Raw genomic sequence first — 23,924 nt, 5'->3', positions numbered from 1 at the left:
TATTAAGTTTATACTCGAGGTTCAAAAAAGGCAACACTTTTATACCGACAGTCTAAAAAATATTGTTTTTCCATGAGAAGAAATTTATACTAGAAATAGAAGAAAACCAAGGGGATGGCATGAATACATGAACAATAAGAAAAGAAAAGTAGCTGACGTTGCATTAAAACTGTTTATAGAAAAAGGTATTCAGCAAACCTCTATACAGGAAATTATTGAAAAAGCGAACATCTCAAAAGGTACGTTTTATAATTATTTCTCCTCAAAGAATGATTGTGTTGCAGATATCCTGGAATTCCTGCGCTATGATGCAAGCCAGCAGCGGATCGCGCTGCAGATCGGTAAGGATCCCGGTGACCGCCAAGTTTTTATTGAGCAAATTACAACCATCATGCGTTTGAATCAAGAGCGAAATGTAACGCCGCTATTTGAGGCTATTCTGTCATCCAATGAAGCTGATCTCAAAAAACTAGTGATGCAGCACCGTGTTTATGAGATGGAATGGCTGTCGAATCGTTTTATAGATATTATGGGGGAAGACATCCGCGAGCATGCTTTTGAAGCGACCGTATTGTTTTTTGGCATGGTACACCACATGTTATTTACTCTGCGAGTTACGAACAGTACGTATTCATTAGATGAAGTGGTGGACACCCTATTGTCGTATATCGAACTAATCGCGCCGAAAATGATTATGAATGAGAAAATCATGCTGAATCATTCAGCCATTGATCTGCTGCGTACGAATATGAGTAAAAATGTCGTTACCAAGGACGATATCATGAAGCTGGCTGACCAGCTGCAAGAACATCACACCTTTAATGAAGAACAGCAAGATTTATTTGATGTAATCGTAAATGAATTACAGCGTGAACGGATGCGCAAAGTCGTCCTTCAGCCTCTGTTAAAACCTTTTCAGAAGCTATTCGACGAGACGCCTATTCAATCACAAGTACAAAAGTTTACGAACATGCTTTGGTATTTATTGAAGACTTAATAAAAAATAGATAAAGGAGGCTTGCCGGAGTAATCCCTTGCAGCCTCTTTTTGGATGGGATAAAAGATGTTTGAATACAAATAATAAATTCATCAATCATTTGGAGGTTTAGTATGCGTAATGAAACTGGCTTTGCTGCATTAATTTTCTTTACTATCCTAGGTCTTGTTTCTTCTTTTATCTTTGGTATAGTTCTTAATTCAAAAATAAATAAATTAAGTGAATCCGTAAAAAAAGCAGATAACAAAGGGTGACCTATAAATTTTTCCCCGCTAGGAATTAAGGGTCCATATTTTCATATAAAAAAAGTGACTTCATCTTAAGTAGTAAAACGCTCAAATTTCCATTGTAAAAATGTGAGATTCATTATATATTTAAATGAGAATGATAATCACTATTACTGCTTCCTGAGGAGGAACGCATATGGAAAACAGAGATATTTTTGATGTAACCATTATTGGCGGAGGGCCAGCAGGTCTTTATTCTGCCTTTTATAGCGGATTAAGAGAAATGAAGACAAAGATCATTGAGTTTCAGCCTCATTTAGGCGGTAAGATTCATGTATATCCTGAGAAAATGATCTGGGATGTTGGCGGCTATACCCCGCTCCCTGGTGCAAAGCTTATTGAAAAACTGGTTGAGCAAGGGTTAACGTTCAATCCGGAAGTGGTTTTAAATGAAAAAGTTGAATCGATGACGAAGGATGAAGACGGTATTTTTATTTTAAAAGGTGCCAGTGGAGAACTGCATTACTCAAAAACGGTAATCGTTGCAGTGGGAAGCGGTATTTTAAATCCGCAGAGACTTGATATTGAGGGCGCGGAAAGATTTGAAGTGTCTAATTTGAACTACACAGTAAAATCCCTTCAGCAATTTAAGGATAAGACAGTCGTTATTTCAGGCGGAGGTAATACTGCAATTGACTGGGCAAACGAATTAGTGCCGATCGCAAAAAAAGTTTACCTTACATATCGAAAAGGTACGTTAGCCGGACACGAGGCTCAAGTTACACAGCTTATGAACAGCTGCGCAGACTGCATTTTCAACACCTCGATCTCGAAGTTGTTTGCTTGTCCAAACCATGAGGTGATCGAGCAGATTGAGCTGACCAACCATGTGACCGGTGAGATTTCCTACCTCCCTATCGACGAAGTTATTATCAATCATGGGTACGAGCAGGATACATCCCTGCTTGGGAATAGCGACTTGAACATCAAACTCGCTGATAACTTTTATATTGCAGGAAACGCGAACAGTGAGTCTTCTGTCCCTGGAATGTATGCTGCAGGGGACATCCTGAAGCATGAAGGCAAGTTGAATTTGATCGCCGGAACGTTCCAAGACGCAGCCAATGCTGTAAACAAAGCGAAACAGTTTATCCAGCCAGATGCTCAAACTGTAGCGATGGTATCATCTCATAACGAGGTATTTAAAGAACGCAACCGCGAACTGGTAAAACTGATGATTCATTAAATAGCGTAAACTGATGCATAGTTAAAACGACCAGAATTGAACTGCACCCCAATTGTTAGACACATCTTACATAGTCCTGCTCTGCTTCAATAAAAAGGTGCTGATCTCCTTCTTGAAGAAATGCACCTTTTTTCTATGCATTACTTTCATAAGAAAATACCTTAAATTGAAGTGATCCCAAAATGTTAGATAGTATTTACAGGGCTAGAGTCCCGTATTTTAACGGACTCTAGCCTTGTAGTTTTGCCTGTTTTGGTTAGATATACATCAGTAATCGTATATAAACGCTCCTAGTTGCGCATAATTTTTTTAGATTACTATTTGTTAAGGGGCAAGTTAATGAGAAATATAGTGACAGAAATGGAATCCATGTTTTCCAATCACGATGATTTTTTTATCGAAGAAGAGCTAGTAGATAAAATAGAAATCTATCTTATTGGATTTAGTACGCTAGTTGATTTAACCAGGTCTAAATTATATCTTCAACAAATAGCAGTTTCGTCCCCTTCAGTAAAAGCACTTTTCAAAAACCTTAGTGACCAGATTAACGTTGATAAAGAAAAAATAATTGAAGCAGTATTAGATGGAAAATTAGTACTTTTTTCTGAAAATGGTGAATGGAATGCCATTGTTGACCCCATCTCCCAAAATCTGAAGAGAGGTATTGAAGAGCCTAAGAATGAAAGTGCTATTCAAACTTCAATGGATGCCTTTGGAGATGATATAAATGTTAATGTTGGAATGATCAGAAAAAGGTTGAGTACTGAACGCCTTTGCCATTGTTCCTATCAAGTTGGAGAGCTTGAAAAGAGAAAGCTATCAATGCTCTATATTAAAGGAAGTGCCCCTGGTGCTCTTGTTGACAGAGTCAATCAACAGTTAAGACAAATTAATTCAGATATTGAAACCATTGATGATCTAAATAGACATTTTGGTAAACGTAAGTTGAGTCCTGTCAGTCATTTGTTTTCTACTGAACTTCCAATTCAAGCCATCCATTCCTTAAAAAAGAACAGAATCGTTCTCTTTATTGATAATTGCCCCTTCGCGCTTGTTTTTCCTCATCTACTTTGGGACATGTTTAGTAGTGTCAACGATCGCAATTTTACTTTTTCACTGTCAATTATGCTTCGAGTCTTTAGAATTATTGGAGCTGTTGCAACACTTATACTTCCCGCTCTTTATGTCGCTTTGGTTTCAGTGAACCCTGAAGTATTTAAAACAGATCTTGCATTGTTTGTGATAAAAAGTAGGGAAGGTATTCCATTATCTGCGTTTCTTGAAACAATTGCTATGGTCGTTCTCGTGGATTTGATACTAGAGGCGATTGTGAGACTTCCTAAGAGCGTTGGTCCCGCTATTACAATGGTAGGAGGAATCATCTTGGGACAAGCAATGGTTGAGGCAAAGTTGGTCAGTAATTTATTAGTTATCGTGATTACCGCTGTTGTAATTGCCAGTTCAGCAGTAATCGGAATGCAAAACTCTTTGTACATTCGTTTACTAAAATATCCCATCTTAATCTTAGCTTCCATTTTTGGGATCCTAGGTGTTTGTACAGGTTTAATTTTCACAATCATATATTTAGCTAGCTTAACATCGAACGACATTCCATATACAACGTTTCGTATTGATGAAAAGGAGACATAAAGTGATTCGACCACTTCAAATTGGATTAACCTTCATTATCATACAGTTGAGTTTTGGTTATTTAATTTTTCCTGATCTCATATATGACTTAACCAATACAGCCCATTGGGCGTTGGTAATGTGCCATGGGATTGTCCAATTATTTTTAATTTGGATTTATTTTAAGGGTTTAAGTTATTTTCCCCAAAGTGATGTCGTTGATGTTTATTTTAAAATTGGTAGATGGGTGGCATTCCTATACTTCATCCCGTTTGTTATCAACTTAATCTTGATTGTTGCATTTAATAACCGTGTGCATACCGAAGTCATTATTTCAATATTTCTACCCCGTACCCCCTATTGGTCAATCTTGATACTACTATTTTTCATTTCGGCATATACAGCTACAAAAGGAATTGGAACCATTTTGCGCTGCTCGGTATTTCTCTCCTTCCTGGTTATTCCATTAGTGGTATTTAACATTTTTTCTTCTACAGTAAATTTTGATTTACACAATGTTTCGCAAGTTTGGGACTTACCTATTCAATCTTGGTTAGACATAAAATTTTTCTATCTTTTGGGATTATCTCCGTTTTTATTTTTAGGATTTATAACTCCTGAAACAAACTTATCATTTCGCAAGCTTATTGTAGCGTGGATAAGTGTATTACTATTTTTACTTTCAGTAGTCTATATACCGTTGTTTATCTTTGGACAAGAAACCGTTGTTAGACTCCCCAATCCTTTTTTAGAAGCGATGGATTCAGTAGACATTAGCTGGTTTTCGTTTAACCGGCAAACAGTGTTCTTTGGTGTATCTTTGGTCGGATTAGTGATATTCGCAAATGCAGTCATACTTTTGATGATCGGTCATGTCATGGAGAAAATGTTTCAATCTCGGAAAGTGAGAGCCCCTCATTGGATCATTGGTACTTCTATACTCTCCTTTATTTTCGCAGTGATTGTTCCGAATAAAATGTTGATTGAACAATACTTTTTGTGGAGTATAGGAGCTCAATCCTTTTTTATGGTTACTACTCCGTTTATCATTTTCATCTATGGTTTCCTGTCGAAAAGAGGCGTGTTGGAATATGAAAAGTAGAAGTTTCAAACTTTTTATAGGATTCATTTCAATAACTTTACTCTGTGGCTGTTGGGATATTAAAGATATAGATAAACGGGCCTTTCCTTTAGTTATGGGAATCTCCAAAGAAAACGATGAAGATTATAAAGTTACCTTGCAAATCCCTATCCCTCAAGAAGATAACCAATTATCAAGAACCGTTACAGCAAGTGGTGAAACCGTTGCAAGTGTACTTGGACAACTTCGTACAAACTTCGAAGATGCTATTGATTATTCGCAAATACGATTAATTGTCATTCAAAACAATCTGACAAAAAACCACCATGAGTTAAAGAAACTTATTAAGTTCCTAATGGTTTCGGAAGATATTCCATCAAGAGCGTTGGTATCCATTACAGATGATAACGTTGAGGATGTTTTATCAAATATTAATGAAAAATTAGGTGTACATGCTTCCTCTATATATGATTTTTTTAATAAAGGAGCTGGCTGGGCACCAGAGATCTTCAGTATCCCTATTTGGGAAGTATATCGAAGTCTATATTCATATACCAAAGATACAGCTATTCCTGTAGTTCGTTCGGGAAAAGATACAGTATTAACATTTGAAGGTGCAGCTATTATGAAAAAAGGAATACTAATTGAAATAATAAGCCCCGATGAAGGTCAATTAGTAAATGTGTTCCAAAACAAAAATGAAAAAGGAAGAATAGAGAGCCTCGGCTTTGCCAGTATTATAGTCACAAACAGTTCGATCCAAAATAAAACATCAATGAATAACAATACACCGCTGGTGACAAGTGACTTGAATTTAAAAATATACATTTTAGAAAGAAAAGCGGGAATCACAAATAGGAGAATTAAGAAGGAACTTGAAAGGGTTACTGAAAAGAGGTTTTACAACATACTTAAACAATCTCAGGAAAATCACACTGATATTTTTGGGTTTGGACAACAATTTCACCAGCAATTCTCATACAATGAACTAAAAGACTGGAGAAATGAATATTATCCCAACCTAAAAGTGAATTTTAAGGTCCATGCCAATATAGAATAATGATATTAATTTCGGATATCTCAAAAAAATTGTTCTGTTTTTTTAGAGGAACTTTCATTAATTTAAAGGGGTTCTGAAAAAGACGTTATAAATATAAAAAAGCTGCCCAGGTAAAGGAAGTAATTCATGTTCTTTAAAGGCAGCTTTCTTTTGTATTATTTTTTGGCTAGTAAATACATAAAATATGGCGCTCCAATAATGGTAACGATTATTCCGGCTGGAATACCGCTCGGATCAAGGATGACCCTTCCGATCGTGTCTGCAGCAAGGAGCAAGATTGCTCCGATTAATGCGGCAACCGGTAAAAATGCCTGATGCCGCGGACCAACGAGTGACCTTGCGATGTGAGGAGCCATCAGTCCAACAAAACCGATGCCCCCGCTCACCGCGACGGATGCAGACGCAAGTGCGACCGCGATCACAATCAAGATGATTCGCTCCCGCCCAACATTCACCCCAACCCCAATTGAAACATTTTCATGCAGGTTCAAGGTATTAAGCACATTTGACTTCATAATCGTGATTGGAATCAGGATTAAGATCCATGGCAGCAATGAAAGGACAAACGTCCAGTCATCACCCCAGATTCTTCCCGCCATCCAATTCGCCATAAACGTGTAGTCTTCCATATCTAACCTTGTTGATAAAGTAAGTGTTGCTCCATATAATGCTGCGGCCAGTCCAACCCCGACGAGCACAAGCCTCGTTGGCTCAACGCCCTCGCCTTTTATGTAAGACATAATGTAGATGACGGCTGCTGTTGCCATACCCCCTGCAAGAGCAAAGAGCGGCAGCACGTATAGGAAGTTCGATGTTTCAACCGTGAAAAACATGATATAAACCACGACCATCAAACCTGCACCGGCATTAATTCCTAAAATACCAGGGTCAGAAAGCGGGTTCTTCGTTAAACTTTGCAGGATGGCACCAGACACTGCAAGCCCCATCCCCGCTAAGATCGCTACAAATATTCTTGGCAGCCGAAACTCAAACAAGATCAAATTTTCTCGAGGTGTTCCCTGTCCAATCACTGTCCGAAACAGTTCGGCAGGAGTTAAAGAAGCAAAACCCGTCGCAACACTGATAATAAATACCGCGAAAAGCAAGACAATGGCTGCAATCATTATTATTCTAATTCTTTTATTCTGAGCCGTATTCATCATGACAGTTTTCTTCCTCCCTTTCTAGCAAGATAAAGGAAGAAAGGAACACCGATCATAGCGACGACCGCCCCGACTGGCGTTTCATAAGGAGCGTTAACCGTACGAGCAAAAGTATCTGCCAGCACCATCAGCACACTGCCGAACATCGCCGAGCATGGAATGATCCAGCGGTAATCCGTTCCAACAAGGAAACGTACGATGTGCGGAACCATTAATCCAATAAACGCAATGGCACCAACAAGAGAAACTGCTGCACCCGCAAGGATCAGCACAACCGTAATTAGTACAATTTTTGTTAGCAGAGTCCGCTGCCCCAGACCTCTTGCCACTTCTTCACCAAAACTCAGGATCGTAAGCTGTCTGGAAAACATAACAGCGATCAGAATTCCCGCAATAACTACAGGTACGATCAGCTTCAGCTGTGCCCAGTTTGTTCCTGAAACTCCGCCTGCTGTCCAGAAAGCAAGGTCTTGTGAAAGCTTAAAGTATAAAGCAATTCCCTCACCAAACGAAGAAAGCAGTGCAGAAACAGCTGCACCGGCTAACGTGATCCGGATGGGAGAAAGTCCTCCTCTGCTCATCGAGCCTAATCCGAACACCATTCCTGCACCTATTCCTGCACCAATAAAGGAAATCAGCATCACGGTAAAATAGTTTGCGCCTGTGTTAAAAGCGAACACACATGCAAGAGCTAAACTCGCACCTGCGTTCAACCCAAGTAAGCCAGGGTCTGCAAGGGGATTTCGCGTCATCCCCTGCATGATTGCACCACTGACCGCAAACGCCGCACCGACGATCGCAGCACCAAGCTCTCTCGGTAATCGAAGGCTCACTATGATACGGTCCGCTTCCCTGCTTGGATCATAGTTTAAGATAGAATTCCAAACTGTCGTAAAATTAATCTGAGCAGCACCTACTGAAATCGCAAGACCCATACTCGCGATTAAAAGGATCAATCCAAAAAGCAGAATAACTAACCCTACGGCAGGCCTCGAGTATACTTTATTATCTTTTATAAGCTTGGTCTTTGTTTTGAACATGGCCATTTTCCTTTTTGAGGCTTTTATTATTTAGCTCGTTTCAGTCCTTCATTGACAAAGTTGATTGGAGAGCAAGGCGCGAGACTCCTACGGGACGAGCGGTCAGGTGGAGACTCCTAATGGCGCAAAGCGGCAGGAGGCTCACCGCACGCCCCGTGGAAAGCGAGCAGCCTGGAGCGGAAATCAACTACTTACAATAGCTACAATAATTGCGAAAACAACCTATTATTTCTTTTTCGTTAATTCTTTTACAATGAAATCTAATTCTTTTTCTAGTGAGATCGGGTCATTGAAATAGAATGACTCTGAATCGAACTTAATTGCGTTTCCGTTCTTAACTGCCGGAAGCTCTTTCCAAACATCTGACTCCATAAATGAATTATCCGGGTTGCCAGCACCTGATCCAACAAAGATATAATCACCAGCATAGGTTGGGATTGTCTCAGTAGAAATTGCTTTCCAGCCAGGGCCGAATACATCTTCTTCTAGTTTTTTAGGAGCTTTTAGTTCAAGAGCTTGATAGATAACTTCTGTTCCACGGCCCCAGTTTTCACCGTAAACATACATGTCTTTTCCGTAAGCTTCCATTACCATGAACGTTTTATCTTCACCGATCGCGTCTTTTACTTTTTCACGAGCGTCAGCTGCTTTCTTATCCCAGTCTTTAACCCATGCTTTTGCTTCTTTTTCTTTGCCTACCATCTTACCAATCTCAACATGCTGCTCTTTGTAATCATACTTGTCATATGTCATCGTAGCCGTTGGAGCAATCTCTTCGTACTTCTTAATGTTCTTGTCATCTGAATACGTGATGATTAGATCTGGATTAAGTTCTAGAAGTTTTTCATAAGAATCTGCTGTTACCACTTCTGCTTTGTCCAGTTTGTTGCCATAGAATTTGTTTTGTTTCGGATATTCGTTTACCGCTATTGGCGTGATTCCTAAATCTAGCAAGTTACCAGCGTATGTAGCCGCCATCATCGCAACACGTTTTGGTTCAGCAGGAACTTCTACGTCACCATTCTCGCCTTTATAGATTCTAGTTTCTTTCTTGGAGTCTTTCTCTCCTGAGCTTGCGCCTTCTTCTGATTTATTTCCGCATGCAGCAAGTGCGAACACGAGCAGCATTGTCATAAAAGTTACTAATAGTTGTTTTGTGCGTTTGTTCATTTTGTTATCCCCCATATATTCGATAATAAAAATCATTCTCAATTAACAGTAAAAAAGAAAGGCGATCAATTACGCCAAGTTCTCAACTAACTGAACATTTTTGATAAGATCATACGTAAGACAAACAGGCTTTCTAGTTCTTGGATCAACGCCGATCTCAGCATCGATATTGAAAACGTTCCGAAGCACCTGACGTGTCATTACTTCCTCTGCCGTTCCCTCTTTCAGGATCGAGCCATCCTTCATCGCCACCATATGGTGAGCAAACCTCGCTGCATGATTCAAGTCATGAATCACCATCACGATCGTGCGTTTCTCATCACGGTTCAGCTGGTGCAATAACTCAAGGACTTCTAACTGATGAGACAGATCCAAGTATGTAGTCGGCTCATCCAGTAAAATAATATCAGTCTCTTGTGCTAAAGCCATCCCAATCCAGACGCGCTGACGCTGACCGCCTGAGAGTGCATCTACCGGACGGTCCTTAAACTCAGAAACACCCGTCACATGAAGAGCCCAGTCTATCACTTCAAAATCTTTCTTTGTCAGCTTTCCAAAGCCTTTTTGGTATGGAAACCTTCCGTAAGAAACGAGTTCTCCTACCGTAAGTCCTTCTGGTGAATCTGGAGACTGCGGCAAGATCGCCATCTTTTGTGCGATTTTCTTCGTTGATTCCTTACTAACGGCTTTACCATCTAAGTAAACAGCACCAGACTTCGGATTCAATATGCGCGACAACGTTTTCAAAACCGTTGATTTTCCGCAGCCATTCGGTCCAATAATCGTAGTGATCTTCCCATCTGGAATGGAAATGTTGAGATCTTTCACAATGTCCCGTTCACCATAAGCAATATGTAAGTGTTCCGCATACAGTCTGGACATGTTTTCGCCCTCCTTTTGTACTGGTTATAGCTAATGTATATTTTGTACTGGTTATAGCTAATGTATATTCCAATTGAAAATGATTATCAATCTCGTTTTTTCATTCTATTGGAATGCTTCGAGTGTGTCAATATGTTTTATAAAGTTTTCACAAAGTAGTTATTTTTGATTTACTGTTACGGTACGTGTTCTTTTATTTATTACACGTACGCTCAGGATTTGTAATGTACGCTCAAAACACATCGAGTACCGCTCCAAATGGCTTACGTTTCGCTCAGAATCTTGCCGCTACGCTCAAAAACACCTTGTTTACGCTCAATCAAGGGATTTCCTCCTGAAAAAATCCTCTTTCAGACTGCATAATAAGCTGTATTTAACAAAAAAAATGACACCAAAAGTTGAAATACACACTTTTGGGTCATTTATTGATAAAAAATTGAAATTTTTTTCTATTCACTCGCTTCAGCAGCCATGGCCGCTGCTTTTGTAGGGTGAACGGTTCCAAACGGGTGTTCAGGTGGCGCATAGATCGCGTAAAGTTTAATCGGTTTATCTCCTGTATTGGTTAGGTTGTGCCATTTTCCCGCAGGAATCATGATGGCAAAATCGTCATAAGCTTCCACTTGAAAGTTTAGTTGATCTTGGCTATCCCCCATTTGAACAATTCCTTGCCCTTCTTCTATACGCAGAAACTGATCGGTATTCGGATGAACCTCCAATCCGATGTCATCTCCAACGTCGATACTCATCAAGGTTACTTGCAAATGTTCACCAGTCCAGAGAGCCGTTCGGTACGTATTATTCACTTTAGATGCTTCATCAATATTAATAACTAACGGCTTCCCGCCATAATCTCTAATTTCTGCCGGTGTATCTCGATATAACCAATCCATTCGAGCAGCACTTTCCTTTTTTTCTGCGAAAACTTGCATGAATACTTGCTGGATATAAGGATTTTCACTGCGCTGACAGTGTTTCTGATATGCATGACAACCCTCTGCTTCCGCTTCATAAGCGATTCGCAATCCATCTTTGTAACTGTAGAAAGCCACCGGATCTATATGGTATTCGGGCTGTAATCCAGTAAGAGAACTATAAAGATCTGTAAATTGTTGCAGATGATTTTGTTTGCCTTCAAGTGCATAAAGAATGTGGTTCCTATGGTGCTGATTAGGCGCAGTATGTGCTAATCGCTGGTATAAATTGATCGCTGAAGCTTCTCTTTGGATCGCCATAAGTATAGATTCCGCTTGTGAATGGTTAAAACGGTAGAAAGAATTATACACGTTGCTCATTCCCTTCAAAGACTTATGGGATTATCATATGCCTAGGTCTAAAGAAGGTACCCCCTTCTCTTTCAGTGTGAATGGTGGTATACTAGTCTAGCGATGAGCTAATTTGCATAAGACGAGATTGACGCGCCTTTTTGGCAATGCACTATGTGGAGTGCTGTCTCTCGCCGCAATACGCATAAAAAGACGTCCTACTGGGCGTCTTTTTTCTTTTACTCTTTAATTTTAAGTCCTAACAATCTTGAAAATCCTATAGCTTGATTAGGTGAAACTTCGCATCCTTTTAAACTTTCAGCAGAGACATTTATTTGCTCGTAGGTGCACGTACTTATATCAATTCCTTTTAGAATCGTCTGTGTAAAATCCACATCATTCAGATCACAGCGACTAAAACGAACCTTATTCAATTTAGCATCAAAAAAATTAGCGCTTCTTAAAGACGTTTCCTCGAATCCAACTTGTTTGAAACGCGTCTCTGTAAAATTGCTTAAATTCAAATCGCAGTTTTCGAAGAGGACGTTACCAAGATTAGCTCCTGAAAAATCTGCACCTAAAAGTTTGCATTCCTTAAAGGTTACTCTATGTATAATCCCTTCACACATGCGTGTATTGGATAAATTACAGTTTTCAAAAACCACATCCGTCATATCGATGTTCATAAACGTACAATTAATGAAAGTTGTATTCTTAAAAATAACCTTTGAAAAGACAACTTTATCAATTACCTCATTGTCTGCTTGGGAGCTAACGACTGTACAGTTAATGAGTTCCGGCTCTTCTTCATAAAAAATATCATGGAAATTAGCACTCTTTAAATCAGAATGAATTTTGGGTGATTCAATTTTCATTTTTGACATATTCCACCTCTGTTTTCTTCTAACTGTTCATTAACTTTACAAGAAAACAAAAAGGTTTATAAGTCTTTATTTTTTCTCAAGATTGTGTGCAATGAGGTATAACTCAGTTCGTGCTGATAGGTAAAGTGATCATAGAAACTATAAATTTTGTGCTTATTTCAAACTGAATCTCCTGCTCAGAATCATAACTGTTAGTAACGTTGATTTTCTTTTATTTCTTCCAACAACTCTGCTATTTTTTCATTTTGTTTATGATTTTTTCTAAGCTGGCCTTCGATTCCTAGAAGTGTAAAAAAAATCAAAAGAAATGCAATGAGACCGTATATCACTGCCACCCCTCCTAGGTAGATCACATTTTCGGTTCACTTTGTTACTCCTCGAAATTTCTAATAGATCAAAGAATACTCATGTGCAACAAGCCGTCGCTCTTTTCAATTGATCCTTTGGAATATAGACTTCTCCCTGTTCCACCTTGTAATCAATCCCGCCATCCCTCAATCTCTCAATCACATTTTCTCCTGCTCCTCCCCAATGCAAGTACTCTCTGTTTTCATGATCTTGGCAAGCGGTTAATAGCAGTACTAATAATAAAATCAGGAATCTAGTAGTCATTCTAATTATTCTCCTTTAAAATCCGTTTCCTTGAAAAAGGAGTCTCGGGATCCTTCCTGCTGTATTAAGTAACTGCTCCTCCACTTGCACTGGAATTGTTGCGTTTTTCGATCGCATTGACGCCCATAACAACCGCGATTAGTTCTTCCGTTAATAGTGAATCCGAGTAATTCTTCAATTCGAAAGCTGCTGATTGGAAAAATCCGTTCACTTTCTTGAACGTAGCTACTTCCGCTTTATTCTCATCAAGAATTGTATATTCTTTTGAAAAAGCTGGTGATTCGATCTCATATGTAGCGTTATTGGTGAGATAATGGTACCGCTTTGAGAAAAAGGCAAAGGAGGATTTCACCTCGCCTAATTCATTCCCATCAGGCTTTTTGATACTCCATCTGTTTGAGAAAAAAGGAAAACTTCCTTCAACAACGACTGCTCCTTTTTCATTCTCCACATTCAAACTTGAACCGAACGCACTTTTTAAATCAATTTCTCCAAGTCTTTCTTGAGATTCATTGTAAATATCCGTTTTCCCCGAAGAGAAAAAATTGTCATTGAAATATACGCATTTATCCATGTTCAGCACTCCTTAATGTCATTCATAATATTCCATAGAATTTGCAGTCTCTACGAGGTCATCAATTGTGATTTCGGACCCCATCATCATTAAAGCGTAATAACGTTCATTTCTTTTCCATCGTATTTCTTTTGCTTTTGGTGTATCTACATCAATCGTCACTTTTGTACCGTCTTTAAGCTTTGTGGTTTTGAGCTTGCCTTCATTATGAAAGGTTGATTTTTTGTTATGAAACATGGTGACTTGCAGAAGCGTTCCGTCACCCTTTCCATAGAGTAATTCGGTATGATGAATCTCGCCTTTTGGATCACCAGGCGGGTCTCCTGCGTATATCAATTCCACGTTTTTAGGTTTGAATGGCAGTTTTTTTGGAGCAGCTAAATTTTCCTGTACACTCTCCGGCAATTCTTCTGCTACTTTCTTTACATGAGGGTGATCTTCTTTCAATTGTTCAACAGTAGCATTACCGTTTTCACTGCTGCATGCCGTTAGCAATAAAAGTAAACCTGCCATAATCATTTTTTTCATAGCCGCACCTCCTCCTCTCTATATTCCACTGATTGGAAGTATATTCCTTTCGAGTATTAAGTAAAATGCGCTCTGGTGTGCATGTTTAAAGGAGTAAAAGGAAATAACTTGGGATAATAAATAAGCATGTGGTAGCATGATACTTATTATTTATTGGGAGAAACGGGGTGATTTGATGAGACAGCTGCATAGAAAACACCATTGGCTCGGAAGGCTGCTCGCTTCGGACCCTGGGCTAATTCGCTTTTATAAAGCTGGCCGCGCGACGATCAGCCTGATTGCCTCAGTTTTTACAACATTATTAATCATGAGGGCTTTTGGCAATTCAGTGATAACACCTGCGATTGTTGCCGGTATGGTCGGATTGCTCGGAATCATGGCGGTCATGGATGACACGAAGGAAAAGATGAAGATTACCACCTTGCTGCTAGCTCCCTCTGCCATGTTCGGGATTACGATCGGCTCTCTATCTGGCAATGCGTATTATATTGATGTGATGATGATCATCATTATTTTCTGCAGCTTTTATTTGACCCGCTTTGGGGTGCGGTATTTTTCTCTATCGATGATTGCGTTTATGACGGTTTATATCTCGTCTGTTTTGAAGCTGCACAGCAACCAGCTGCCTTGGTTTTACGCTGGTATCACGATTGGTGTCCTCTATGCATATGTAGTGAATTTTATTCTTTTTCAAGGCACGGCAAAAAATCTAAAGAAAAGTATTCGTTCTTTTCATTTTCAGAGCAATCTTACGTTTAATCTTTTACTCAGCGCCATGAAGGACCCACAAGTAAGTCTAAAACGCAAAAAAGAGATTCAGAAGAATGTACTTAAGCTAAAAGAGTACGCTGTGATTGTGTCGGGATACATAAAAGCTGAAGATGTGGAAGAGATGTGGCCTGGTTTAACAACAGTCCAGCTGCGGTTATATGTATTTGATACGGGGATGCTTGCTGAAACATTATCTGATTCGATCCGGAGTTTAAAAAGTGCGGATGCCCAAGACCTTGAGGAGATTAGACCTCTGCTTATCGAGGTTACCCAGTCTCTTCGTGATGCGGAAGTGCTCGCGACGAATGCCGAAGAACAGAATTTAGAAGGAGCCGAACGGGCAGTTCAAAAGCTGCGTCTTATGATTCTGGACCTCTTGAATCGTGATCAAGAGCCAAAAGGCTGGGTATTTTTGATAAGACGTATTGAATCGATTGTGAACCATGTTATAGAAGGCGCTACTACGATACAGCAATCATTGCATAATAAAAAGACAATCCAAGCAGCGCCAGAAGAAGCTGAAGAAGAGTTAGAAGAAGATGCTCCAAAAGAAGAGACAGGTTTGAAGCCTTCCACAAAAAAAGCTTATCAGGCTTTAGCAGCTGGTATTCTGTCCATCATTATCGGGCAGCTCATCTCCCCTGCCCAGCCGTACTGGGTACTGCTTACTGCCTTTATTGTTCTGCTTGGAACAGAATCGATCGGCCGTATTTATACGAAAGGATTCCAGCGATCGCTAGGTACCATTATAGGAGCAGTGATCGGCTTTTTGATGGCAAAGCTGCTTTCTGGCCAGCCTGTAATTGAAGTCATCTTGCTCTTTGCCGTTATATTCCTAGCTTTTTATTTGCTCACCGTATCTTATACGATGATGAGCTTGTTCATAACAATGCTGATTGCGTTCATGTATGATATCTTACTTGGCGGTATTACGTTTGAGCTTATTGGTTCCCGTGTTCTCGATACGATCGCAGGTGCATTGATCGCACTTGTTGTTTCCACGATTATTTTTCCAAAGAAAACGAAACAAAAAGTGGCCGAATCGACCAATGAATTCTTAACTGAGCTTAAACCGTATGTTACAGAGTATGTAAGGAGTTTTCGTGAAGATGTGAACGTTAAAGAGCTTTCTGAAAAAGGATTTACACTGGATCAAAAGCTGCAGGCTATAAAGGATGAAGCTCAAACCCTAATGCAGCGGCCCGGATCGCCTGCACATACTGATATGACCAGGTGGTTCACGGTGCTGTCCGCCATCAATTATTATGCGAAGCATCTCGTTGCCTCATCCTATCGAAAAGGATTCGACTATCCAGAGGAATTGGTGGAAGTGTTTAAAAAGACCGAAGAAAAACTCGAGTCTAACATAGATACGCTGATGGAATTGCTGAAACAAGCTGAACTGGAAGAACCTCTTATGTACAGCCTTGAAAACGAACAGGAGCAGATCGAGCGTCTTGCTCCGAGCAGGAAACAATCTCAGCGTGACCTGATTCATCACCTCTATTATGTATGGCGCATCAACCATTCACTTTTAGAGCTAGGAACTGAACTAGGCGCAAAAGGGCTGTCCCAAAAGTAAGGTAAACTTACTTTTAGCAGCCCCTTTTTTATGAGCTAACAGATAAAAAAATATTCCATTTCTATACAAAATAGGCACTACTTTCCTTTTAAGGAGTGTCGATTTGTTTTTTTATCACCAAAAACCCCAACTCTTCTCATCGTTTTTGGTTCATTTGAATCAGATTTCCTGATTTCCCAAACAAAATTTGACTCGTTTTCTGTGAAAATAGGTCTCTAGCCCTTCATAAAAACCCCCTTTGTCAATCAAAACAAGTAACTATACAATTCAACTTAATTAGCAGTCCTCATCTAGAATCCTACCTCATCCAAAGTTCCGTCTTTTTCATCTTCATCTACTTGTATTGGAGGTGTTACATGTCTTAATCCTAGTAAACTCTTAATCTACATATTTACCTTCCAAAAACTTATCTCATCATACTATTTTATAACCACTAGGAGGATGTACCGTGAATCTATGGAATATGAAGAGGTTTTTTGCAGCTACCTTATCCACTGTTATGCTTTCATCACCTTTAACCAGCGTAACAGCGTTTAATCATTCAACAATAGATAAGGCGCTTGAAAAATCTGCATTTACACAGGAGAGCTCAGGTGAACAAACCATCACCTTGATTACTGGAGATATCGTTAAAATTACAACCATTGAAGGCGGAAAACAAATCATCAACGTGGAACCGGCTGACCGTAACGGATCAGGCGCTCAAGTTTTGACTGTCGGTGATAATACTTATGTTATTCCAACATCAGCGATGCCGTATGTAGCAGCAAACAAATTAGACAAGGACTTATTCAATGTCACTGAACTAATCAAGAATGGCTATGATGACAAAAAAATGAGTTCATTGCCTGTAATCGTTGAGTATGATGAATCTAAAGCAAGATCTGCTCAACAAAGTCAACCGACTCCTAAAGGAGCAAAAAAAGCTCGCGTGTTAGAGAGTATTAATGGCGCTGCTCTTTCGGCTTCTAAAAAGGATGCGGACACATTCTGGGAAGATATTACTCCTGAAGATGATTCAACACAAAAAACAGCGTCAGAATCTTTATCATTTGAACAAGGAATTGAAAAAATTTGGCTGGATGGACGAGTAGAAGCCAATTTAGAACAGAGTATTCCTCAAATCGGAGCCAACACTGTATGGGAGTCAGGTTTTACCGGCAAGGGAGTCAAAGTAGCCGTGCTTGACTCAGGAATTGATCCGAATCACCCTGATCTTTCTGGACAAATAGAAGAAGCGAAAAGTTTTGTACCTGGTGAGACAGTTGATGATAAACATGGACATGGTACACATGTTGCTTCGACTGTGTTAGGAACAGGTACAGCTTCTGAAGGGAAAAATAAAGGTGTTGCGCCTGAGGCTCGTTTATTAGTTGGTAAAGTGCTAAATGACGGAGGCAGCGGTTTAGATTCTTGGATCATCGACGGTATGGAATGGGCGTCTGATAACGCTAAAATCGTAAGTATGAGTCTTGGAAGCTCTGAACCTTCTGATGGAACAGATCCGATGGCTCAAGCTGTAAACCGCCTTAGTGAAGACAAAGGTACACTATTTGTTATCGCTGCCGGAAACGCAGGTTATGAAGGAGCAATCGGCTCACCAGGAGCTGCCGATGCTGCATTGACGATCGGAGCTGTCGATAAATCGGATAAGATTGCCTATTTCACATCAAAAGGACCTCGTTATGGGGATAAAGCAATAAAACCAGACTTGTCTGCACCAGGGGTTGGGATTGTTGCAGCTCGCTCTGCTCTTTCTTCAGGCACTGGTTCATATAGAAGCATGAATGGTACATCCATGGCAACACCGCACGTTGCTGGTGCTGCAGCCCTTCTATTACAGAAGAATCCGGATTGGACAGGTACTCAATTAAAAGAAGCTTTGATGAGTACCTCTAAGAAGTTAAATTATTCACCATATCATATTGGTACTGGCCGACTGGATGTTCCAGCAGCGGCAAACAGCACAGTCCGCGCAACCGGCTCTATCTCTTTCGGTTTCTTTGAATGGCCACATGATGATGCACAGCCTGTACAAAAAACAGTCACGTACACAAACGATGCTGACACAGCTGTAACGCTAAATCTGCAAGCTGATTTTAAAAATGCAAATGGCAATGCTGCACAAAGCGGCATGCTATCGTTGTCTGAGACACAGATCACGGTTCCGGCTAACGGCACAAAAATCGTAACTGTAACATTAGATCCGCAATTAGGTGAGTTAGGCAGTCGCTATGAAGGTCATTTAACGGCCTCTGATGCTGATGGTAAACAAGTGGCTCATACTTCGATGGGTATGGTAAAAGAAGAGGAAAAGTATACATTAACTTTAAACGCCAAAGACCGCGATGGTAACCCAACTCTTACGTATGCTGCACTATTCAGTAAAGACATGGACCCTGAGATCGTAGCAGTAAACGGCACAACTGAACTGCGCTTACGCCCAGGTACGTATTCCGCAATGTCTCTGATGGAAGTGGATACAAATACAGATCACCGCGGTATTGCATTAGTCGGTAATCCAGAGATTACATTAGATGGACCGCAAACTGTAGAACTTGATGCTTCAAAAGCTAAAGAAATTAAAGTTGAAGTGCCAAAGAACACGGAACCAAGCTATCAGCGTATGGAGTACTACCGTTCTATTGAAGGTAAAACAATGAGCCATATTAACTTATTGCCAGTATGGATCGATAAGATGTATGCTGCTCCAACGAAAGAAGTGGAAAACGGAGAGTTTGAATATTTGACTCGCTGGCGTTTAATCAAACCTTACCTTGAGATCAATTTTAAAGAGAAGGTACTTGACGATATTCCATTGGTAGGCAGTACACCTCTCGATGGTAAATATAACTTATCCACCGTCTATGCTGGAAAAGGAACAGCAGCTGATTATGAAAACACAGATGCAAAAGACAAGATTGTAGTTGTTGAACGAAACACAGAAGTGACTCCTCCTCAGCAATCCGTTGCGGCTCATGCTGCAGGTGCGAAACTGTTGATCATCGTCAATAATGAAGATAAAGAATTCAGCGTTTTTGCAGGAAATCCGGATTATACTGATATTCCGCTTGCTGTTGCCGGGATCAGTAAAAGTGAAGGCGACGAACTAATTAAGGCAGCGCTGTCAGGCAACTTGAACTTAAACGTTGAGGGTGAAGTAAACACTCCGTACGTCTATGATTTGATGGATGTTCACCAAGGCAGCATTCCGGAAGATCTTACCTATGCGCCAACTAATGAAGAATTAGTTAAGATTGATACGCGTTACAAATCAGATCGTGAAGCGCCTGGCGGAGAGTTCCGTTATGATCTGCGTCCACATACGTTTAGAGCAATTGGGTTTTTATACAAATTAGACCTCCCTTCTGTTCGTACAGAATGGGTATCAGCTATCAAAGATACTCGCTGGTATCACCATGCAGAAGTATTAGACAGCCATTGGGAAGTTCGCCAGCCGGCAGTTACGTATGAAAAAGGCGGTAAGCTTCAAGAAGATTGGTTCTCACCAGTCGTTCGTCCCCGTCTCGGAGTTGGTTATTGGACACCTAAGCGACAAGGAACCGGCTTCCAGTTTAACATCCCGGCCTGGGCAGATTCAGGAAATGGGTCTACAGGCGGTACCGGTTTTGATGAATCGGTTAAAAATCAAACACACAAGCTATACCAAGGAGATACTCTGATTAAAGAAGGAAAAGGCCAAGCATTAAATGTATTCAGCGGCATTTCTGAAGAACGAAAAGAATATCGCTTAGTAACCGATGCAAAGCGTGATCCGAATCGCTGGTCTACTTCTGTAAGTACTCATACAGAATGGACATTCTGGTCTGGAAAAGGTGAAACATTGCTACCGTTCTATTCACTTGATTACAAAGTAGATACTGATATGGACGGAAATATTCTGGCTGCACCATCCACTACGCTCGAACTATCTGTTGCTAAATTAGATGGTGTAGCAGGATACGGTAATTTGGAAGGTGCAACATTGGATGTTTCTTTTGACGAAGGTGAGTCATGGAAAACAGTATCCCTTGAGCGCACAGCTGATGATCGCTGGATTGCTAAAATCAATAATCCTAAAACAAGTAAATCTGTTTCCTTGCGAGCAGCAGCTTGGGATGATGAAGGGAATAAAATTTCTCAAGAAATCATCAAAGCTTATGGTTTAAAGTAAATTTAAGAACCGTTTGTTAAAACACTTCGTTTTAGCATGCGGTTCTTTTTATTCTGCACTTCTCTTCTTAATTAAAGTTCATTTCATAAAAAACACTCTGATTTCACAACCTATAGGTGAACAAAAATTCCAAGAGAGGATGTTACAAAGCATGAGACACCACCATCATAAGGGAAACAAGGATAAGAATATAACTTCCCTGCCTCAAGTTCCAAAGAATCAAATAGCAGATTCAAATAGTGAGGAATACGAATTTGCAAAAGAATTAAATGCTGAGTACGAATTCGAAAAGAAACCTGGTTTTGATACAACTGGAGTAAAACGGAAAGACGAAGACAAAGAATAAAAGAATTAACGACTGAGTTAAGTGAAGGTAGTAGTAAGAAAACAGCCTCAACCATTGGGTTGGGCTGTTTTTGTTTTGAATGTGGCTAGAACATGATTGACTTGACTTGATTTTCTTTTACACTTATTTGAACTTGGTTGTTTATCAATTCAAGCTCTTCTTGTCGCTTTTCATTTAAGTTTGTGACAGCAGCATATTCAGTTTCATGCGGGAGTTCATATGCTGCCTGTTTTTCTTCATTTGTTGAATTATAGAAGCGTAAAATCAATTTTTTCTCTTTTTCAGCCTTTTTCAAAGTACTCAATACGACGTTTGGTTCGACCTCATTAAATAAACTAAACGCTAGAGGTGTCTTTATTCCAGAGTTGTTAAGCTTCATGGCGTCGTGTGGAATTTTATTGTATGTTTCAACCGGTGTTAGATACTCTTTTGCAATTCGTGCCACGTTTGCTTCATGGGTGTGTGTTGAAATCGCAAAATCAATTGTTTGCTTTCCAATCATTTGAGAATCAGGAGTTGGTAATTTTATTCCAGATGGTCGTCCTGGTCTGCGCAGCATTTCTTCTTTACCAAGAAATCCGACACTCCTAAATAAAGTTATGGCAATGGTATCAAAATTTTCACCAGTGATTTCATATTCTCTAGTGCTATTTGTAAGAACACTTACACCATAATCATTATTTGAAAGACCCACATAGGTTAGCATCGGATAAATGGGATCTGGACGCTCATCCCAGTCTTCTTGTTCCCATACGTGTATGACAGGGTCTATTACAGGACGTTTGATTAAGCCGAATTGATTATCGGATAGCGAGAATGCCGACGCGATGTTTGTCGGAATCAATGCTCTAAGCCGATGATCCTTTGCATGATTGTTTATCTCCATTTTACAGTTGATTATGGGTTTATGATTTGGAACAGTAACAGTCATATGAATCTCAACTGAATTATCAATCTCCTTCAATTTTCTTTTCTCTAAATTTGAAGGGACATCTAATCTATAATCTATTTCGATTGTAGCTTCATAACGGTTTTGATTTATTTTTACAGCTGCATTTACTTGGTCACTATAGATCACGTCTTTATTTGGCAACGGTGAGAAATCATATTCATCTCCGTCATCTCCCTCATTTTCTAGGAGAAGAACATTCTCAAAAAGCTGCTTCAATTTTTTATCATAGATATTTAATGTTCCATTCGAATTAACCGTGACTTCGTAAAAGTCCGTATCCACTTTGTCCACTTTAGAGACAGAAGATGGGGTTTTCTGTTCACTTTCTGAAACGAAATACGTTTTATATCCCATTGCAGGAAGTGTTTCTTTAAATTGAATCGTATAGTTATAAAAAGGATCATAGTTACCATAATGTACGATCTGTCTATCAATTAGACCAGGATCCATGATTTCACTTTCAAGGATTTCGAAATCCAATTCATTGTCATCTTTATCTACTAATTTGAATGATTTTAACTTCGTTATCACATTAGTTGTAGTTACTTCGTTTCGTTCATAAGGCAATAAATTGAAAACCGTTAAGCGATCTTCTTGTTTTTGAGTATCTAAGCTATCGACGATTTTACGCTTATAAAATTTAATCAACTGATCGACTTTTTCTTCAGCTAGGAAAAAACGATTGCATATTTCTCTGTGCACTTTATCAGAACAGCAGCAACCGATACTGTCGTGTGCATGATTCTTCATGATCTCCTTCCAAATCAGCTCGATTAGACCATGATGATATTCAAATCCAAGGCTATATGCAACTGAAGCTAAAGGTTCTAATAGATTTGTGATTTTATTTTCGATTCTTGTGTTCGCAGCTTTAATATCCATTCGAGTCGAGTAGATACTGCGATGTACTCTCATGTATTTACCATCTAAAAACTCACCTTTTAAAGTTGGAAGATCCTGCTGCTTCTCAATTTCTGCAAACACATTTTCATATTTACTTAGGAAAAATTCCCGGTCTGGGTAAAGTTTCCGCAACTTCTCGATTACCTCAAAAATATTCTTTTGAATGGGCATTTGATCATGACCATTAGGTAAAATGATGTTTTCTGTCGTGGCGCCACGATCTAAAACAGTGAAGTACTTATCCATCCGCTTTTGAAGGGCTTCTTCGTCCTCTGGTAAATACTTGCCTATCGCATAACCTAGAGGGAATAATTGTACAAGTACATTCGATCCATCCTCTGTTTGCCAATTGAACTCCGTTTTGTCCGTACCATGGCGCTCTGAAGTCCCCCGCCAAAAGATGGAATAGTTAATATCAAACCCATTATAGATCATAGGCATCTGTGCGGATTGTCCAAATGAATCAGGGAGATAGCCAATTCGCATAAAGTCTCCATACTCTTCGCAATCTTTTATTCCGTATAATAGATTCCGAACGATTGATTCAGCTCCGACAATCATCTCGTCTGTCTGTGTATACCAAGGACCGATAATTAACCGGCCCTCTTGAACAAGTTTTTTCACACGTTGTTTATTTTGTGGTTTGACCGCAAAGTAGTCTTCTAATATGGAAGTTTGTCCATCCAAAACATAATAAGGATAATTCGGATTACTTTCTAACATATCCATGATTTCTTCCATATTGTTAACTAATAAAATTCTAGATTCTTCTGTTGAGAAATACCATTCTCTGTCCCAGTGCATATGTGGAACGATATGAACATTTTTCATACTATTC

Annotated in this window: 20 protein-coding genes; 9 read left to right on the top strand and 11 right to left on the bottom strand. The window is 39.6% G+C overall.

Translation table 11 applies throughout. From position 1 onward, the window contains the following. Positions 1–127 precede the first annotated feature (127 nt). From ACFQ4X_RS02975 to ACFQ4X_RS02950, 6 genes are all read left to right on the top strand, one after another. Positions 128–997, top strand: a complete 870-nt coding sequence (locus ACFQ4X_RS02975; RefSeq protein WP_379833078.1) for a TetR/AcrR family transcriptional regulator — start codon at positions 128–130, stop codon at positions 995–997. Between the two features lie 113 nt (positions 998–1,110). Then, the gene (locus tag ACFQ4X_RS02970) at positions 1,111–1,251 is read left to right on the top strand and encodes a hypothetical protein (protein ID WP_379833077.1); all 141 of its coding nucleotides are present in this window, start codon (positions 1,111–1,113) and stop codon (positions 1,249–1,251) included. Positions 1,252–1,420: 169 nt separating this feature from the next. After that, the gene (locus tag ACFQ4X_RS02965; protein ID WP_379833076.1) at positions 1,421–2,470 is read left to right on the top strand and encodes an NAD(P)/FAD-dependent oxidoreductase; all 1,050 of its coding nucleotides are present in this window, start codon (positions 1,421–1,423) and stop codon (positions 2,468–2,470) included. Between the two features lie 339 nt (positions 2,471–2,809). Beyond that, positions 2,810–4,120, top strand: coding sequence for a spore germination protein (locus tag ACFQ4X_RS02960; protein WP_379833075.1), 1,311 nt, complete (start codon positions 2,810–2,812; stop codon positions 4,118–4,120). 1 nt (position 4,121) lies between these two features. Further along, the gene (locus ACFQ4X_RS02955) at positions 4,122–5,201 is read left to right on the top strand and encodes a GerAB/ArcD/ProY family transporter (RefSeq protein WP_379833074.1); all 1,080 of its coding nucleotides are present in this window, start codon (positions 4,122–4,124) and stop codon (positions 5,199–5,201) included. After that, positions 5,191–6,240 (top strand): Ger(x)C family spore germination protein, encoded by a 1,050-nt coding sequence (locus tag ACFQ4X_RS02950; protein ID WP_379833073.1) that lies wholly within the window; start codon positions 5,191–5,193, stop codon positions 6,238–6,240. The genes ACFQ4X_RS02955 and ACFQ4X_RS02950 overlap by 11 nt, the downstream gene beginning before the upstream one ends. Positions 6,241–6,395: 155 nt before the next feature. Here the strand turns inward: ACFQ4X_RS02950 and ACFQ4X_RS02945 are convergent, their stop codons facing one another. The 10 genes from ACFQ4X_RS02945 to ACFQ4X_RS02900 all read right to left on the bottom strand — a co-directional run bounded on the left by ACFQ4X_RS02945 (position 6,396) and on the right by ACFQ4X_RS02900 (position 14,358). Beyond that, the gene (locus ACFQ4X_RS02945; RefSeq protein WP_379833072.1) at positions 6,396–7,403 is read right to left on the bottom strand and encodes a FecCD family ABC transporter permease; all 1,008 of its coding nucleotides are present in this window, start codon (positions 7,401–7,403) and stop codon (positions 6,396–6,398) included. Next, positions 7,400–8,443, bottom strand: coding sequence for a FecCD family ABC transporter permease (locus ACFQ4X_RS02940; protein WP_379833071.1), 1,044 nt, complete (start codon positions 8,441–8,443; stop codon positions 7,400–7,402). Before ACFQ4X_RS02940 ends, ACFQ4X_RS02945 begins: the two co-directional genes overlap by 4 nt. Before the next feature lie 225 nt (positions 8,444–8,668). Beyond that, positions 8,669–9,613, bottom strand: coding sequence for an iron-hydroxamate ABC transporter substrate-binding protein (locus ACFQ4X_RS02935; RefSeq protein WP_379833070.1), 945 nt, complete (start codon positions 9,611–9,613; stop codon positions 8,669–8,671). A 69-nt stretch (positions 9,614–9,682) separates the two neighbouring features. Next, positions 9,683–10,495, bottom strand: coding sequence for an ABC transporter ATP-binding protein (locus tag ACFQ4X_RS02930; RefSeq protein WP_379833069.1), 813 nt, complete (start codon positions 10,493–10,495; stop codon positions 9,683–9,685). A 449-nt stretch (positions 10,496–10,944) separates the two neighbouring features. Beyond that, positions 10,945–11,790 (bottom strand): cupin domain-containing protein, encoded by an 846-nt coding sequence (locus ACFQ4X_RS02925; RefSeq protein WP_379833068.1) that lies wholly within the window; start codon positions 11,788–11,790, stop codon positions 10,945–10,947. 209 nt (positions 11,791–11,999) lie between these two features. Next, on the bottom strand, positions 12,000–12,635 hold the full coding sequence (locus tag ACFQ4X_RS02920) for a pentapeptide repeat-containing protein (protein WP_379833067.1): 636 nt from the start codon (positions 12,633–12,635) through the stop codon (positions 12,000–12,002). A 200-nt stretch (positions 12,636–12,835) separates the two neighbouring features. Beyond that, positions 12,836–12,973 (bottom strand): hypothetical protein, encoded by a 138-nt coding sequence (locus ACFQ4X_RS02915; protein ID WP_379833066.1) that lies wholly within the window; start codon positions 12,971–12,973, stop codon positions 12,836–12,838. 76 nt (positions 12,974–13,049) lie between these two features. After that, entirely contained in the window at positions 13,050–13,256 is a 207-nt protein-coding gene (locus ACFQ4X_RS02910) for a hypothetical protein (protein WP_379833065.1), read from the bottom strand. A 64-nt stretch (positions 13,257–13,320) separates the two neighbouring features. Next, a complete protein-coding gene (locus ACFQ4X_RS02905; RefSeq protein ID WP_379833064.1) occupies positions 13,321–13,830 on the bottom strand; it encodes a hypothetical protein in 510 nt (169 codons plus the stop codon). Positions 13,831–13,848: 18 nt separating this feature from the next. Then, a complete protein-coding gene (locus ACFQ4X_RS02900) occupies positions 13,849–14,358 on the bottom strand; it encodes a hypothetical protein (protein WP_379833063.1) in 510 nt (169 codons plus the stop codon). 136 nt (positions 14,359–14,494) lie between these two features. Here ACFQ4X_RS02900 and ACFQ4X_RS02895 point away from each other — a divergent pair, with 136 nt between their 5' ends. From ACFQ4X_RS02895 to ACFQ4X_RS02885, 3 genes are all read left to right on the top strand, one after another. Continuing rightward, positions 14,495–16,711, top strand: coding sequence for an FUSC family protein (locus ACFQ4X_RS02895; protein ID WP_379833062.1), 2,217 nt, complete (start codon positions 14,495–14,497; stop codon positions 16,709–16,711). A gap of 448 nt (positions 16,712–17,159) precedes the next feature. Further along, entirely contained in the window at positions 17,160–20,885 is a 3,726-nt protein-coding gene (locus ACFQ4X_RS02890) for a S8 family peptidase (RefSeq protein WP_379833061.1), read from the top strand. 151 nt (positions 20,886–21,036) lie between these two features. Next, on the top strand, positions 21,037–21,231 hold the full coding sequence (locus tag ACFQ4X_RS02885; protein WP_379833060.1) for a YfhD family protein: 195 nt from the start codon (positions 21,037–21,039) through the stop codon (positions 21,229–21,231). Between the two features lie 85 nt (positions 21,232–21,316). On the opposite strand, the gene mngB is transcribed toward ACFQ4X_RS02885, so the two are convergent. Beyond that, positions 21,317–23,917: a mannosylglycerate hydrolase gene (mngB, locus tag ACFQ4X_RS02880; RefSeq protein ID WP_379833059.1), complete on the bottom strand. Its 2,601-nt coding sequence runs from the start codon at positions 23,915–23,917 to the stop codon at positions 21,317–21,319. Positions 23,918–23,924: the final 7 nt, after the last annotated feature.

The organism is Fictibacillus halophilus (assembly GCF_042680145.1).
GTDB classification, from domain to species: domain Bacteria; phylum Bacillota; class Bacilli; order Bacillales; family Fictibacillaceae; genus Fictibacillus; species Fictibacillus halophilus_A.
Note: the sequence above shows the minus strand (reverse complement) of the source record. Positions and strands in the feature narration are given on the sequence as shown.